This is a genomic window from Vibrio sp. R10-SF1-ISO8 (genome assembly GCF_059833805.1).
The window spans coordinates 616,068-630,935 of record NZ_JCBDHL010000021.1 but is presented as its reverse complement, the minus strand read 5'-3'; the positions used below and the strand labels follow the sequence as shown (position 1 = coordinate 630,935).

The following is a 14,868-nucleotide window of genomic DNA, read 5'->3' as shown; positions in this document are numbered from 1 at the left end:
ATCACACACCACTTACAGAGAACAATATATGGGTTTTACCTCTTTAGGCCTTTCTGCCCCAATCCTCAAAGCTATTGAAGAACAAGGCTATGACAAGCCGTCTCCGATTCAGGAGCAAGCAATTCCTGCCGTACTAGCAGGTAAAGATGTTATGGCAGCAGCGCAGACAGGTACAGGTAAAACTGCAGGCTTCACATTGCCGATCCTTGAACGTTTGGACAATGGTCAACGCGTGAAAGGCAATCATATTCGCGCCTTAGTATTGACCCCAACACGCGAGCTTGCCGCACAGGTTCAGGAAAACGTGTTTAAATACAGTCGCCACCAAAAACTGACCTCTCAAGTTGTGTTTGGTGGGGTTAAAGTTAACCCACAAATGATGAAGCTGCGTAAAGGCTGTGACGTGTTAGTGGCCACTCCAGGTCGCCTACTCGACCTCTACCAACAAAATGCGATCAAGTTCGACCAACTTGAAGTATTGGTACTTGATGAAGCCGACCGCATGTTGGATATGGGCTTTATTCGTGACATCCGTAAGATTCTCAACTTACTGCCTGCGAAGCGCCAAAACTTGTTGTTCTCTGCAACTTTCTCACCTGAGATCCGCGAGCTAGCAAAGGGCTTGGTCAACGACCCAGTAGAAGTCTCGGTGAGCAAAGAGAATTCAACTGCGGTAACCATCGAGCAAAGCATCTACCCAGCAGACAAACGTAAGAAAGCGCCAATGTTGGTCAAGCTAATCAAGGATGGCAACTGGCGACAGACACTGGTTTTCTGTCGCACTAAGCATGGTGCGAACCGCTTGGCTTTCTTCCTCAATAAAGAAGGCATTACAGCGGCGCCAATTCATGGAAACAAAAGCCAAGGCGCACGTACTCGTGCATTAGCAGATTTTAAATCGGGCGACGTTCGCGTATTGGTTGCTACTGATATTGCCGCGCGTGGTATCGATATTCCTCAGCTTCCTCAGGTGGTCAACTTCGAACTGCCGCACGTCTCTGAAGATTACGTTCACCGTATTGGTCGCACTGGTCGTGCGGGTGAAGTCGGTAAGGCATACTCTTTAGTCGAAGCCGCTGAAGCAAGCGAGCTATTTGGTATTGAGCGCTTAATTCAGCAAGTGCTTCCTCGCCTTGAATTAGAAGGTTTCAAACCCGTCAACGAGCTTCCTGAGTCAAAGCTAGATACTCGCCCAATTAAGCCAAAGAAACCTAAGAAGCCGAAAAAGCCTAAGCAACCTAAAGCCGAACATCAGGACGGTCAGCGCTCTGGCGATAACGCTCGCGGTAACAAGCCAGCCAGCAAGAACAAACGTCACTTTGGACACAGTAAGCCAAAGGGCGAGAACAAAAATGGCAGCGGCCAACGCGGAGAGGGGAAAGCGAAGCCTCGTTCAGGTAACGCGGGGAACAAACCTCGCCGACCTTCTAATCGCAAGCCTACAGGCGCGCAACCCAAAGCATAGTAACAACGAATAAGCTAGCCCCACATTCCGTGGGGCTAGTTTTATCGAATACATAGTATCTACATATCATGTTGTTACTTGCCATTCCAATAGCTTCAATTTGTTATGCCTTGAACTGATGAAATAATTGAAGATCATCAAAACCTCAATAAAAAGTATTTAATTAGGTTACAATTAACCAGTAAAGTGGTCTTGTGAAGAAAATAATCACCCCTAATTATTATGAAAAAATATGAAGAACTAGTTCAAGATATAGTAAGCAAAGTTTGCCAAGGTGTTATTTCTGTAAAGCTACCTTCAGAGAGGGAGTTGGCGGACAAATATGAGCTATCTCGATTTTCAGTACGAAAAGCACTTGCTAAACTTGAAGCCATCGGTATTGTAAAATCAAAAGTAGGTTCTGGTTACTTCGTTAATACATCTATAATTGGCTCACCACTTATATATAATTCCGTGACTGAGAATAAATTTGGTGAAATTTCTTATAAGAAAATAAAGCTGAATAAAAAGTTACCAACCCCACATGAAATTCAAGTATTTTCAATTGAAGATGATGAATATCTTTGGCATATAAAAAGGTTACGGTTAATTCAAGGAAAAGTAACTCAAGTCGAAGAAACTCGCCTACCCGTCCGCATTTTCCCTAAAATTGATGAAACTGTTATTGAAAGCTCTTTGCAAAAGCATGTCCTCTCGCTAGGACTGGAGATCGACAGCTACTTAACCACTTACCGAGCCATCAACTTATCTAAGGAAGACGCCGATTTACTTGGTTGCAAACGTTCAAAATCGGCAATGAATATCACCAATCGTGGATTCTTAAAGTCAGGTGAAGTATTCGTCGTCAGCGATATCATCGATATCGATTATCAGTGCACATACCACACAAAATTTAACTCTGAGAGCTTGAGTTACCGAGATCAAAACGACCGCGAATAGCGGTCGTTTCTTATCTGTCTTACACAATTTTATCTTACGGCGTATGAATCGAACCATCTGGTAAACGGCTTTGTGTCCATTCATGTGGTCGATAAGTCACTGGAAATTCTTTCGCCATTTCTAGATTCATCTCAACACCAATGCCAGGACGTTCCGAAGCATACAAGTAACCGTTGTCCGGTTCAGCAGCATTAGGAAAAACTGCTTGGGTATTTGGCTGGTATTCAACATGTTCTTGAATTGCGGCATTGTGCAAGTGAACATTAAGGTGTGTATTTACCGCGGCGCCAATGGGTGTCATATCTGGCGGACAGTGCCATGCAATACGTACCCCAAAGCTCTGGCATAAATGGCCGAGTTTCAGAGCTGGGGTGATCCCCCCTATTTGCGAAACATGGCAGCGAATGAAGTCTACCCTACGGTTAATAATCAACGCTTTCCATTCTTCTGGGTTGTTAAATAGCTCCCCTAACGCCAATGAAACACTAGACTGACTGCGAATGTTATCCAACCACTCAGTTTGGTTTGGTGGCAGAATATCTTCAATGAAATATGGTTTGTATTTTTCGACCTCTTTGGCAAATTGAACAGCTTGGTTAGGGAACAATCTTTCATGCACGTCATGCAGAATATGGAATGCATTTCCGTATTTGCTACGTAACTGCCTAAACATTGCCAACGTGTTATCAACATACTGATCTTGGTCATAGTATGAGCCAGATGTTGGAACTTGCGCTGTATGAATATTTTCAGGGACGCCACCATAAAAACCCAATTGGCAACGAATATGTTTGTAGCCCTGCTCTAGATATTTATCGATCTGCTCGTATAACCCTTCCATCGTATCGCTAGTAGCATGCGTATATACTTGAATAGCATCGCGAGACTTACCACCGAACAATTGATGTAGCGGCATACCAGCTTGCTTAGCTTTAATATCCCAAAGTGCCATATCAACACCTGAAATAGCATTATTGATAACAGGTCCATTACGCCAATAAGAATTAACCATCATCATTTGCCATAGGTCTTCAATATTATTAGCATCCTTTCCAATTAGTAATGGCTTGATATATTCATCAACCATTGTCTTAACGGCTAAAGGTCGCTGTTGAAAAGTCGCACAACCATAACCAGTCAGTCCTGACTGAGTTTCGACAATTACCGTTATTAGGTTATGTCTGTCAGGTTTGGTAATCACACACTCAATATTTGAAATGATATTTTTGTTCACTTTGAACTATCTCTAGATAACAGGATTTATTTTATCTAACAGTGAAAGAATGCAGATTTCAAGGGGTAAATTATACTTAAAAATGACTGGTTCGTTCCTGATTTACTTTCGCAAACAAAAACGAACCAATTGCCCCAAAATAGCCAAAAATAATTTTTCAGCTGTTTTAATGTGAGTTTTATCACTTTTTTGTCGATTGGCTTAAAATCCTCAACCGCTAAGATGATTGCAATAAACGAGCAGACAAGCACATAGGAAAGTATGATGCAATTGACAGAAACCAACATGGCTATTGGCGATAATACGCCAAACAAAGCAGACAGCTTTAGCATGAAACTACAAGAATTGGTCGCCGCACTTGGTGGTGAAAAGAACATCGCAAACATTACCCACTGTATGACTCGCCTACGCTTTAAGCTGGTCGATGAATCCAAAGCAGATAAAGTCAAACTTGAAGCTATCCAAGGGGTGAAAGGCGTTGTTCTCGCACAGGGACAAACTCAAGTCATCATAGGTGTCGATGTTGAGAAATGGTATCTAGCTCTTTCCGGTGCAAGTGCCGCCCCCATAGACGCCGATATTGAACAAGAGAAAGGCAAGCTGTTTCAAAATGCCATGCGCATAGTGGCTGGAATCTTTGGCCCTGTGGTTCCTGCTATCGCAGGTGCGGGGATGTTAATGGGACTTCTATCGGGGCTTATTGCAACCAATGTCATTTCTGAATCTTCTGACACGGTGTTTTTCTTCAGATCCATCTCCGTTGCCGTCTTCTTTTTCTTACCTATGCTGGTCTCTTTCTCGGCAGCGAAGGTGTTTAAGGTCAATGAGTATATAGCGCTTGCTGTTGCTGCTGCTATGATGTCACCAAAGCTACTTGAAAAAGCCACGCTGCTAACAGAAGCTGGGAGCAAAGCAGAGCTTAATGTGTTCGGCATGCTGCCTATTGAACTACTTAACTACGGCGGCGCTATTGTCCCGGCTATTCTAGCAGTTTGGGTTCTATCAAAAATAACCCCGTTGGTCGACAAGCTTGTACCAGCTTCTGCTAAGCCTGTATTTACGCCACTACTTGCCTTTACCGTGACTTCAACTCTTGTTTTATCAGTCGTTGCTCCAGCAGGCATGTGGCTTAGCAATGGTGCTGGCTGGGTTGTGAGTTCCCTACTGGAAGTCTCACCTACGCTTACTGGCTTTGTATTTGGCTTAACCCGACCAATTACTATTGTATTCGGCATTCACCACAGCATGACACCAATCAGCTTGAACAATTTCGCGTTGTACGGCAAAGATCTACTCATGCCAATCATGTGTCTTGGCAACCTCGCTATTGCTGGAGCCACTATGGCTATCTGGTACAAACAACGCAAAACAGCAACGAAAGAGCAATCTTCGATCACGGCTGGCTCGGGTATCACTGCGATTCTCGGTATTACAGAACCCGCTCTATTCGGTGTTTTAACCAAATACACAAAAGCTCTGTTCATGGCGAGTTTGGCAGCGGGTATCTTTGGCGCAATCTCAGTGACGATTGATACTCACCTAACTAGCTATATTCTATCGTCTGTATTTAGCTTACCGGCTTACCTAGCAGGTGGTACCCAAAACTTCATTCAAGCGATTATTGGTGTATGTGGTGTTTTCGCCTTATCTTTCGCTTTAACTATGATGTTCGTTCGCTTAGACAATAAGTAATCGCTTCAAGTCACCATCAGGTCTGCTCCCCCAACACAAGCAGGCCTGATGCGCTTTATAAGAATTTATACTATGAAGACAATCTCAATCATTGGCGAATGTATGATTGAACTCAATGGCAAACCATTTAGTCATATGCAACAAACGTTCGGTGGCGACACACTCAATGCCGCCATTTATCTTTGCCGAAGCCATCAAGGCTTGAGGCCCGCTCCAAAAGTACAATATGTCACTGCGCTAGGAAGTGACCCGCTGAGCAAAGAAATGAAAGCTCGATGGGAGCAGGAAGGTATCGACACTAACTTGGTGCTAACAGACAACAATCGCTCTCCTGGACTCTATCTGATTCAACTCGATGACAAGGGTGAAAGAACATTCCTGTATTGGCGTGAACAGTCTGCTGCAAAATACCTACTTCAGCATCAAGACTTTTCTTATGTTCGACAATCACTTAAGTTAGCTGATATGGTAATGATAAGCGGTATTAGCTTAGCCATATTGCCAACTCAAGATAGGCAGCAAATGATCCAACTGCTGAATGAGCTCAAAGCGTCTGGAACTGAAGTGGTGTTTGACAGTAACTACCGCCCTTCATTGTGGTCAAGTGAGAAACACTCAACCGTTAAGTCTGTATACCAATCGATGTACCAAGCCACAGATCTCGCTTTAGTCACCTTTGATGATGAACAACTCATCTGGGGTGATCAAACGCCACTAGACACTATTACTCGCATACAGTCTCTTGGTGTCAAAACTGTAGTAATAAAACTTGGGCCTAAAGGCTGTTTAGTCTCAGATCACAGCACTTTTGAACCTTATCATGTTGAAACGACTTTAATTGAAAACGTTGTCGATACTACCTCTGCCGGAGACTCATTTAACGGTGGCTTCCTTGCTACTTATCTCGAAGATGGAGATGTTAGACGTGCGTGCCACAATGGCAATCAACTTGCTGGAGAAGTCATTCAGCATAAAGGCGCTATCATTTCTAAATCACATACGAATACCGCAAAGCAAAACTTTAGATAGGAAAAAACAATGTCTAACTTAAACGAGCAGCTAAAAGCACTCAAAGTCATCCCAGTCATCGCTGTCGATAACGCAGAGGATATTTTGCCTTTAGGTAAGGTGTTAGTTGAAAATGGTTTACCAGCCGCTGAAATTACCTTCCGCTCCGATGCTGCGGTTGAAGCAATTCGATTACTAAGAGAAGCGCAACCTGAGATGTTAATTGGCGCAGGCACAGTGTTAAATAAAGAGCAAGCACTGGCAGCACAACAAGCCGGCGCTACCTTTATTGTCTCGCCGGGCTTTAACCCAAATACCGTTCGCGCATGCCAAGAGATCGGTATTGATATCGTACCTGGCGTCAACAATCCAAGTACTATTGAAGCCGCTCTCGAAATGGGCTTAACTACATTAAAGTTTTTCCCTGCTGAAGCATCAGGTGGTATCAATATGGTTAAAGCACTGCTTGCTCCTTACGGGGACGTTCATATTATGCCGACAGGTGGCATCAACCCTTCCAACATCAAAGATTATCTCGCTGTTCCTCGCGTCTTAGCATGTGGTGGGACTTGGATGGTTGATAAAAAGCTTATCGCTGAAGGTAGATGGGATGAGCTTGCCAAGCTCACACGTGAAGCAGTTGAACTAGTAAACCAATAAGACCGATCATTTGCCCCACATTGTCTGTGGGGCATTGTTTCACTATGCACTTATGACTGGCTCTACTTTGTAGCTCTCGATGCGTAGTTGTCCGTTATCTAAATCCACCTTCCACTCTTCATTCACGAGTACATTAATCGATTCACCCTGAGTGGTTTCCGCAATCAGTCTAACGCGAAGCTCTGCAATATGCGCTTCTCCCTGTTGCTTAATCACAATCTGCTCAAGTTGATGCTCGCAGTTTGGCTTGAAAGCCTCTCGTAGCATCTTGTACCAATCATTAAAGCCAGCAATGCCTTGGAACTCCCCTTCTGGTGCAGTGATCACAACATCATTACGCAACATAGGATGGAAAATACCTGAGTCCTCTTCTAGCTTGTCCATTTGCTCAAACCAAGTTCTCACTAACGCAGTGATGTTCGCTTCAGGTGACTCTAGTAGATGGGAAACCTGCTGAACAATACGCTTTGCATGATCGCGGGCTTTCTCTTCAACACCTTCTTGAGTGTTATAAACGCCCGGAATGTAAACCATACCATTGGTATAAACAGGCTTTTGATAGTTCATTCCTGCTAGGTAAGCCAATTGCTGAATTGGGTGAAGTAGCTGCTCAACCGTAAAGTGGTTATAACCTAGTGGATCATAAGACTCTGCCGGACCACCAATCGTGGTTGAGATAATAAAGTCTTTCCCTTTCAGCTTGTCACCTTCGGGGCCGTAAGCAAAATTGAAGCTGAATACATCATCAATCCACTTCTTCATCAATGCTGGTACTGAGTACCAGTAGAAAGGAAACTGCAGTATCACAACTTGTGCATCAAGTAGGGCTTTTTGCTCTGCTTCAACATCAATTTGATAATCAGCGTATAGCGCATCTAATCGACGTACATCAATACTCTCAACATCCTGTGTAAGCTGCTGCAATATAACCTTGTTGGTATAGGAAGATTCTAAGTTTGGGTGACCTGAAATAACGACGACTTTGCTCATAATTCGCTCCTGATAAAACTGGGGAATGCCACGCATTCGATGGAGCTACTTTACTGTTAGTCATTAATTGCTTGTAGGCCAGTAAAAATTATTTTTTAATTAGGTTAAACCTAACAAAAGAGTTGAGTGTAATGAAAGGGACCACCTACAACCAACTGCAAGTCTTCCAAGCTATTGTTCAAGAAGGCAGCATCCGCGGAGCAGCACGTAAACTTGAGATGGCTGCCCCTTCTGTAAGCCAGTCTTTAAAACTGTTAGAAAGCAACGTTGGCTTAACTCTATTTAACCGAACGACACGGAAAATCGAGCTCACCGATGCAGGGCGATTACTTCATGAACGCACTCTCACCGCCATGGAGTCACTGAATTATGCACTGGAAAGTGTTCAAGAGCTGACCGAAGAACCTAGTGGTAAGCTCTGTATCACCGTCCCTAAGTTCGTGTACAACACCTACCTGAAAACGATTTTTGCTAACTTCTGTCGTCAGTTCCCACAAATTGAGCTAGAGATATCCATCTCTGATGCCACTCTCGATATTATCAAGGAAGGTATCGATCTAGGGATTCGATTTGGCAGTATTATCGAAGAAGGGATGGTGGCGAAAAAACTCACGGAGCCGATGAAAGAAGCTCTGTTTGCCTCTCCCAAGTACTTAAAGAAATATGGGACACCCAAGTCATTTCAAGATCTCAGTAACCACAAGCTGATCCAATATCGCTTTATTACTTCCAACAAGTACGCCCAGCTAAACCTGATGGAAGACGGCCAGCAAATACGTGTAGAAATTCCTTATGGGCTGGTGGTTAATGACACTGATTTAATGGTGGATGCAGCCAAAGAAGGGCTAGGAATTGGGCGCTTGGTTCTTCCTGCTCTCCAATCCGAACTTGAGACGGGTCAGTTGGTGCCTGTACTCGAAGAGAAATGGCCCACCTACCCTGGTTTATATCTCTACTTCAGCCGCAATAGCCAAAAAGTGAAACGTGTTCGTGTGCTGATCGATTATTTAGTGGAGAGATTTGAATAACACTCTGATTACCACTTCTATCAAATCAGAAAAAGCTAGCCCAAGTTTTCTCGGGCTAGCTTACATTAAGTTAAAGCACTCTCTTCATTTGAGAGTAATCTCCTTTAGTCCTTAAAATGACCATGACTGTGTTGTCGGTACGATTTCTGAAGAACCAACCATGATTACCGGAAAAAGCAGCGGTTAACTCACCTTGATCGTTTGGAACTCCGCGACCTTTCTCGTAACTTATTGACTGACCATTACCGTCACCATGTGTATCAAAATTAACAGGGCCACCTTTAGCTGACCAAGTAAATTGAGCTGTTTGACCCTTGTCCATAACCAGTTTGACCTCTGCACCTTGTCCTGGTTTAAGCGACAGCAGGATCTTGTCCTTCCATACCACTTCAGCGGTATCATTGCTGTCTTTGCTTAGCGTCACTGAGTCAACGGTATCTGTAGAAGGTTGCTGTTCAACTTTCTCCACTGTCTTCATGGCTTCAGATCTCGCTTGATCTTCAGCCGCCTCTTGAGCTAATTGGGTCTTGATCTCCCCCATGTCGGTCAAACCTATCACTCGGCCTACTCCCGTCGGGTCAATTGCATATTCAGCAGGAAGAATGACAGTGATAAGAAGTAAAAAGGCACCAACCAAAGCAAGAAGCGTTGAACGAATTAATTGCTTAGCTGTTGGCAGTTCTGCTCGATTTGGCATATCTGAGTTATACATAATGAGTTCCTTATATTATTGAGCGGCAACATAGCCCGTTAATTGATATCCAATGAGCATGAAACCTAAGCTCATCATAACGACATTGACTGAGTAAGCTTGACGGACAAAGCTTGTATGCCTGCGCCAAAAGCCCATCACAATCAATATGGTGCCAAGCGCAATTAACTGCCCTATTTCTACACCTATGTTGAACGCCAATAGATTAGGAACTAATCCATCCGGCGAAATATCATATTCAATGATCTTCGAAGAAAGCCCGAACCCGTGGCAGAAGCCAAATATTAAGGTAGCAAGCTTAGTATTGGGCTGAACACCGAACCAGCGCTGATACGCGCCTAAATTGTCTAAGGCCTTATAAACCACCGACAATCCGATAATGGCATCAATGATGTAGCTGTTAATGCCAATATTGAAGTACACGCCAATCAGCATCGTTGTCGAGTGACCAATAGCGAACAGGCTGACGTACAGCGCGATGTGTTTCATTTTATAAAGAAAGAAAATAACACCTAATAGAAACAGGATATGGTCATACCCCGTCACCATGTGTTTTGCTCCCAAGTACATGAAAGCAATAATATTAGTGCCTGTTATTTCTTGTATGTAGCCTTTGTCACCTTGTGCTACAGCATGAGCCAAGGCATCTGAGCTCAAAATAGTCAGCGAGGCTAAAACGAGATAAAGCGCCCCTTTGCGCAGTGACGCTACCCAATTTACAGGCATAGCAATCACTTCGTCTAAAACGAATAAATTCATAGATAAACCATTGTTTGTTAATTGTTGATTTACCGCTTATCGCGGTGTTTTTTTAAGCAACTAACAAGGCTCTTGGGGGACGCTCTATTTTGAAGGGTCGGTAACTAGGGGTTCCGTCCACGTGCAGGGTGTATGGGGAATCCATTAAGTCAGACAGAGATATAACACTACTGCCCTTGATAGAAGCACTATCATAGCTGTGATGGTGATTACTTTTATCATGCTGGAACAAGTGCTCGCTATCGACTTCATGGTAGTGACCATGTTCGTGAGAGTGAGCGCTTTGCAGTGACTCTACCGCTAGTAAGCCGTGAGATAGAAACTCTCCAATTGCAGACGAGGTCATACATACTGCAACGATAAACAGCATCAGCAAGCTAACCGATTTTATTGTTACTTTAGAGACCATAACCACACAATCAATTGGAGGACAGATAAAAAACCAACATTGTTATATTATAACAATAGGAACATTTCAACAGGCAGTGCTCCTCATCATGTAAGGTCTATTCCAAACTGTCTGACCAAAATAGCGACCAATGCAAAGCAAGCTATTGAGATAACGGCACAAATAGACAAAGAAATCCAAAATGGATAGCGCGTCAGCAGCCAAGGAAAAACCAGAAACATTGGTAATGTAGGCAGCACATACCAGAAGGTGTAGAACGCGTGATTAGAAAGCTTTTGTTGACCTTGCCCTTCTACATACATCCAAATCAGAGCCAATATTGTTACGGTTGGAAGCGCTGCGATCAAAGCTCCAGCCTTATCACTTCTTTTTGCGACCTCGGAAATAAGCACGACAACGCCAGCAGTGAGCGCGTATTTGGTAATAATCCACATCATAAAGTTGCTACCTACAATTAGCCTTAAGACAAACTCGTCGCTACCTGTGAGCTTAGTTCATGAGTGAAGTGTAGCCATGCATTCCCATATACAAACCCACCGCACTGATTAAAACGCCTGATAGATAAGGAGCTCGACGAGCGATATCATTCAAACCACTCCATTTCGATGTCGCCTTGTGTACGCCGATAGCCGCAACAACTCCAACCGCAACTAGAGTCAGCGCTAAGCCAATACTGAATGACACGACTAAGGTTGCGCCTAATGTCATTGCCTTTAATTGCAAACAGATCAAGAGAACGGTGACCGCTGCTGGGCATGGGATTAATCCACCCGTTAGACCAAATAGAAGTATTTGTCCGTTGGTCACCTCTCTGTCTGCAAAACGTTTCTGAATATCCATTGCATGAGCGCGCTCATGGGCATCTTGGTACTCTTTCTCTTCATGGTTCAAATCCGAATTTGAGTGAAAGTGCACATCAAAGTCATGGGTATGATCGTGATGTCCAATCATCAGCTTGACCTTCACATCATCCCGCTGTATCAGAGATGAGGTCGATTCTAGGTAACCATCACGCTCAATAAATTCATAGACATCAATAGCTTGCTGACCCACATCAGATGGCACTAATTTTACACCCTCAGCTTTTAACGGCTTACTGTTTAGCGTTTTCAACTGAAATCTCTGGTCAAACCCCTCTCCCACAAGCGATAGCGCCACATGACCATGTCCGGTATCAACCACCTGAGTTTTCCAATCCTGTGAGTGATGGTGAGCGCTATGCCATGCGCGCTCTTCACTCCATGTTCTCCAGAACATCCATAGCCCGGTTGCAACAATGATGACACCTGAGATGAGCTGCATCCAAGGCTCGGCAGCTTCAGCAGTAAACTTCTGGCTGATGTACATACCACCAACAGCGATTAACCAGACGACAGCGGTATGAGAAAGTGTTGCAGCTAGCCCAAGCATCACTGCCTGTTTAACAGTGCCTTTCACCGCCACGATAAATGCTGCCATCATGGTTTTCGAATGGCCGGGCTCTAAGCCATGTAAAGCACCAAGTAAGATCGCACTTGGGATAAAAAACCAGCCGTTACCTTGTTGTAAAAGTGCTACAAAATCCATTGCTGTTCTCTATTGTTGTTTCAATCTGGTCGAAATCATACTCCCCCCCAGTAAAAAATACTACCCCCCAGTATAATTTAAGTGCTACATTATCGGTTAGAATCTTTCCGCCTAACACGTAAAGAAGATATACCATGTCACACACAGTAAAAGATCAGAAAAAACTTAAGGCCCGAGTAAGTAAGATCCAAGGTCAGGTCAATGGTCTAAAAAAGATGCTAGATGAAGAGCATGAATGTCAGGATGTTTTGCAGCAGATCGCGGCTATTCGTGGTGCCGTAAATGGTTTAATGCGGGAAGTGATTAAAGGGCATTTAATTGAACACGTCGTGCTCGAAGAAGATAAAGATCAACGCGAAACAGATATGGAAATCGTACTCAAGGTTCTCGACTCCTATATCAAATAAGGTTGAGCTTAAGCAGATACAAAAGCGCCCACCAAAATAGGTGGGCGCTCTAGTATTCAGTATGCAGAGAATTAGACAATCGGACGTTGGCCGCGATCAATCAGCTTCATTAATACATTGTCTGCCGCTTCACCTGCTAATCCAGCAAGCTTTGAGGTCAGTTTCTTTTTCTCTACGTAGTGAATCGCAAGTACGGTTTTGTCTTTACACGCTTCAACCACAAGATCGTCTGAGGTTTTGATCTCATCAACCAAACCTAAGTCGTGAGCTTGCGTACCAAACCAGTGTTCACCTGTTGCGACTTTATCCAACTCAAGCTCAGGACGACGCTCACGAATAAAGTCTTTAAACAGGCCATGTGTTTCTTCTAGCTCTTGTTTAAACTTCTCACGCGCTTTGTCCGTGTTCTCACCAAACATAGTTAAAGTACGCTTGTATTCACCCGCTGTAAGCTGCTCATACTCAATATCATACTTTTTCAGCACTTTATTGAAGTTGGGTAGCTGGGCAATCACACCAATGGAGCCAACGATGGCAAAGGGTGCTGACACAATCTTGTCCGCAATACATGCCATCATATAGCCACCACTTGCCGCGACTTTATCTACCGCAATGGTCAGGGGCAGATTGGCTGCTTTAATGCGATCTAACTGTGATGAAGCAAGGCCATAACCATGCACCATGCCACCACCAGACTCTAAGCGCAGTAGCACTTCATCACCTTCACGAGCCACAGCTAAGATTGCCGTCACCTCTTCACGTAATGAAGCGACCTCTTTAGCATCAATACTGCCTTTAAAGTCGAGAACAAACAGGTGAGGTTCACGTTTACTATCAAGATCGCCCTCTTTTGAGGCTTTCTTGATCTCTTTCTCGCGAGATTTGTTTTTCTCTTTCTCTTGTTTCTTTTCTGCCTTGTCACGCGCTTTAATAAACGCTTCATCATGCAGATGGTGCTCTAACTGCTCAACGGTCTGCTTGTGTTGATCCGTTAAGTTAGTAATTTCCAACTCACCTTTCGCGCCACCGCTTTTACCACCAACGGCTTTAGCAAGCACTAAAATCGCTACAATCGCGACCACAACAGTCACAATCTTGGCTAAAAACAGCCCATAGTCCAACAAAAATTCCAATGTGAGCATCCTCTATTGTGCGAATTAGTGTATTGTAACCACCATCTTACGGAATCATAAAGTAAATCATTACAATAAGGATACACATCGTGGAATATGCTGTTTCTTCAGATGCCTTGAAAGGTAAAGTCATACTGGTGACTGGCGCAGGTGCTGGCATTGGTAAGCAAGCTGCTCTCTCTTATGCTGAGCACGGTGCAACAGTGATTTTACTTGGTCGTACAGTGAAAAAACTGGAACAGACTTACGACGAAATTGAAGCGGCGGGATACCCTCAGCCAGCAATCATCCCACTCGATATGAAAGGCGCGACTAAGCAAAACTACCTTGATATGGTTGATACTATTGAAGGTCAATGTGGTCGCTTAGATGGCGTTTTACACAACGCAAGCCTACTTGGTGTGATTAGCCCATTCGACCAAATCGGTGAAGACACTTATGACGATATTATGCAGGTCAACGTCAAGGCTCAATTCTTGATGACTCAAGCATTGCTGCCTCTACTGCATAAATCAGAAGACGCGCGTATTGTCTTTACTTCATCAACGGTTGGTCACAGTGGTCGTGCCTTCTGGGGCACTTATGCTATGTCGAAATTTGCCACTGAAGGTATGATGCAGATCCTTGCTGATGAGCTTAGCGATACCACGATCCGCGTCAATGCGATCAACCCTGGTGCGACTCGTACAGGCATGCGTGCTAAAGCCTACCCTGCTGAAGATGCAGACTTGCTCAAAACACCACAGGATATTATGCCTCTCTACCTTTACCTGATGGCACCAGAAGGTAAAGCAGTCAATGGCGAATGTATTGATGCTCAGCCTAAAAAATAGATCCTAAAGTCTAGGCTACAAACCCCAATAAAA

Annotated in this window: 16 protein-coding genes; 8 read left to right on the top strand and 8 right to left on the bottom strand. The window is 44.0% G+C overall.

All coding sequences use genetic code 11. The features are described 5' to 3' along the window. Positions 1 to 28: 28 nt before the first annotated feature. Both AC6R00_RS21000 and AC6R00_RS20995 read left to right on the top strand, forming a co-directional pair. Entirely contained in the window at positions 29 to 1,465 is a 1,437-nt protein-coding gene (locus tag AC6R00_RS21000; RefSeq protein WP_500641794.1) for a DEAD/DEAH box helicase, read from the top strand. Between the two features lie 222 nt (positions 1,466 to 1,687). After that, positions 1,688 to 2,404: a GntR family transcriptional regulator gene (locus AC6R00_RS20995; protein WP_500641793.1), complete on the top strand. Its 717-nt coding sequence runs from the start codon at positions 1,688 to 1,690 to the stop codon at positions 2,402 to 2,404. A 34-nt stretch (positions 2,405 to 2,438) separates the two neighbouring features. On the opposite strand, the gene AC6R00_RS20990 is transcribed toward AC6R00_RS20995, so the two are convergent. Continuing rightward, positions 2,439 to 3,638, bottom strand: a complete 1,200-nt coding sequence (locus AC6R00_RS20990) for an enolase C-terminal domain-like protein (RefSeq protein WP_500641792.1) — start codon at positions 3,636 to 3,638, stop codon at positions 2,439 to 2,441. Positions 3,639 to 3,923: 285 nt separating this feature from the next. On the opposite strand from AC6R00_RS20990, the gene AC6R00_RS20985 reads away from it, so the two are divergent. The 3 genes from AC6R00_RS20985 (at position 3,924) to AC6R00_RS20975 (ending at position 6,998) form a co-directional block, all read left to right on the top strand. Then, positions 3,924 to 5,330, top strand: coding sequence for a PTS transporter subunit EIIC (locus tag AC6R00_RS20985; RefSeq protein ID WP_500642217.1), 1,407 nt, complete (start codon positions 3,924 to 3,926; stop codon positions 5,328 to 5,330). Between the two features lie 72 nt (positions 5,331 to 5,402). Further along, entirely contained in the window at positions 5,403 to 6,359 is a 957-nt protein-coding gene (locus tag AC6R00_RS20980) for a sugar kinase (protein WP_500641791.1), read from the top strand. Positions 6,360 to 6,368: 9 nt separating this feature from the next. Beyond that, on the top strand, positions 6,369 to 6,998 hold the full coding sequence (locus tag AC6R00_RS20975) for a bifunctional 4-hydroxy-2-oxoglutarate aldolase/2-dehydro-3-deoxy-phosphogluconate aldolase (RefSeq protein WP_500641790.1): 630 nt from the start codon (positions 6,369 to 6,371) through the stop codon (positions 6,996 to 6,998). Positions 6,999 to 7,040: 42 nt separating this feature from the next. Here the strand turns inward: AC6R00_RS20975 and AC6R00_RS20970 are convergent, their stop codons facing one another. Then, positions 7,041 to 7,988, bottom strand: coding sequence for an NAD(P)H-dependent oxidoreductase (locus AC6R00_RS20970; RefSeq protein ID WP_500641789.1), 948 nt, complete (start codon positions 7,986 to 7,988; stop codon positions 7,041 to 7,043). A gap of 131 nt (positions 7,989 to 8,119) precedes the next feature. Here AC6R00_RS20970 and AC6R00_RS20965 point away from each other — a divergent pair, with 131 nt between their 5' ends. Then, positions 8,120 to 9,016 (top strand): LysR family transcriptional regulator, encoded by an 897-nt coding sequence (locus tag AC6R00_RS20965; RefSeq protein ID WP_500641788.1) that lies wholly within the window; start codon positions 8,120 to 8,122, stop codon positions 9,014 to 9,016. A gap of 70 nt (positions 9,017 to 9,086) precedes the next feature. Here the strand turns inward: AC6R00_RS20965 and AC6R00_RS20960 are convergent, their stop codons facing one another. From AC6R00_RS20960 to AC6R00_RS20940, 5 genes are all read right to left on the bottom strand, one after another. Further along, positions 9,087 to 9,728: a transmembrane anchor protein gene (locus tag AC6R00_RS20960; RefSeq protein WP_500641787.1), complete on the bottom strand. Its 642-nt coding sequence runs from the start codon at positions 9,726 to 9,728 to the stop codon at positions 9,087 to 9,089. A 15-nt stretch (positions 9,729 to 9,743) separates the two neighbouring features. Continuing rightward, entirely contained in the window at positions 9,744 to 10,487 is a 744-nt protein-coding gene (locus tag AC6R00_RS20955) for a HupE/UreJ family protein (protein WP_500641786.1), read from the bottom strand. A 52-nt stretch (positions 10,488 to 10,539) separates the two neighbouring features. Beyond that, complete coding sequence (locus AC6R00_RS20950; RefSeq protein WP_500641785.1) at positions 10,540 to 10,896, bottom strand: hypothetical protein; 357 nt, start codon at positions 10,894 to 10,896, stop codon at positions 10,540 to 10,542. Positions 10,897 to 10,982: 86 nt separating this feature from the next. Beyond that, complete coding sequence (locus tag AC6R00_RS20945) at positions 10,983 to 11,333, bottom strand: DUF3147 family protein (protein ID WP_272785353.1); 351 nt, start codon at positions 11,331 to 11,333, stop codon at positions 10,983 to 10,985. Between the two features lie 52 nt (positions 11,334 to 11,385). Beyond that, positions 11,386 to 12,462: a nickel/cobalt efflux protein RcnA gene (locus AC6R00_RS20940; RefSeq protein ID WP_500641784.1), complete on the bottom strand. Its 1,077-nt coding sequence runs from the start codon at positions 12,460 to 12,462 to the stop codon at positions 11,386 to 11,388. 134 nt (positions 12,463 to 12,596) lie between these two features. On the opposite strand from AC6R00_RS20940, the gene rcnR reads away from it, so the two are divergent. Then, entirely contained in the window at positions 12,597 to 12,869 is a 273-nt protein-coding gene (rcnR, locus tag AC6R00_RS20935; RefSeq protein WP_069666778.1) for a Ni(II)/Co(II)-binding transcriptional repressor RcnR, read from the top strand. 71 nt (positions 12,870 to 12,940) lie between these two features. Here rcnR and sohB read toward each other — a convergent pair whose 3' ends face one another. Beyond that, on the bottom strand, positions 12,941 to 14,002 hold the full coding sequence (sohB, locus tag AC6R00_RS20930; protein WP_500641783.1) for a protease SohB: 1,062 nt from the start codon (positions 14,000 to 14,002) through the stop codon (positions 12,941 to 12,943). Between the two features lie 89 nt (positions 14,003 to 14,091). Here sohB and AC6R00_RS20925 point away from each other — a divergent pair, with 89 nt between their 5' ends. Beyond that, positions 14,092 to 14,835: a YciK family oxidoreductase gene (locus AC6R00_RS20925; protein ID WP_004746632.1), complete on the top strand. Its 744-nt coding sequence runs from the start codon at positions 14,092 to 14,094 to the stop codon at positions 14,833 to 14,835. Positions 14,836 to 14,868: the final 33 nt, after the last annotated feature.

Excerpts from the sequence above, each read along its gene's own strand:
- AC6R00_RS21000 (WP_500641794.1), top strand. The coding sequence starts at position 29 with ATGGGTTTTACCTCTTTAGGCCTTTCTGCCCCAATCCTCAAAGCTATT.
- AC6R00_RS20995 (WP_500641793.1), top strand. The coding sequence starts at position 1,688 with ATGAAAAAATATGAAGAACTAGTTCAAGATATAGTAAGCAAAGTTTGC.
- AC6R00_RS20985 (WP_500642217.1), top strand. The coding sequence starts at position 3,924 with ATGGCTATTGGCGATAATACGCCAAACAAAGCAGACAGCTTTAGCATG.
- AC6R00_RS20980 (WP_500641791.1), top strand. The coding sequence starts at position 5,403 with ATGAAGACAATCTCAATCATTGGCGAATGTATGATTGAACTCAATGGC.
- AC6R00_RS20975 (WP_500641790.1), top strand. The coding sequence starts at position 6,369 with ATGTCTAACTTAAACGAGCAGCTAAAAGCACTCAAAGTCATCCCAGTC.
- AC6R00_RS20970 (WP_500641789.1), bottom strand. The coding sequence starts at position 7,988 with ATGAGCAAAGTCGTCGTTATTTCAGGTCACCCAAACTTAGAATCTTCC.
- AC6R00_RS20965 (WP_500641788.1), top strand. The coding sequence starts at position 8,120 with ATGAAAGGGACCACCTACAACCAACTGCAAGTCTTCCAAGCTATTGTT.
- AC6R00_RS20960 (WP_500641787.1), bottom strand. The coding sequence starts at position 9,728 with ATGTATAACTCAGATATGCCAAATCGAGCAGAACTGCCAACAGCTAAG.
- AC6R00_RS20955 (WP_500641786.1), bottom strand. The coding sequence starts at position 10,487 with ATGAATTTATTCGTTTTAGACGAAGTGATTGCTATGCCTGTAAATTGG.
- AC6R00_RS20950 (WP_500641785.1), bottom strand. The coding sequence starts at position 10,896 with ATGGTCTCTAAAGTAACAATAAAATCGGTTAGCTTGCTGATGCTGTTT.
- AC6R00_RS20945 (WP_272785353.1), bottom strand. The coding sequence starts at position 11,333 with ATGATGTGGATTATTACCAAATACGCGCTCACTGCTGGCGTTGTCGTG.
- AC6R00_RS20940 (WP_500641784.1), bottom strand. The coding sequence starts at position 12,462 with ATGGATTTTGTAGCACTTTTACAACAAGGTAACGGCTGGTTTTTTATC.
- rcnR (WP_069666778.1), top strand. The coding sequence starts at position 12,597 with ATGTCACACACAGTAAAAGATCAGAAAAAACTTAAGGCCCGAGTAAGT.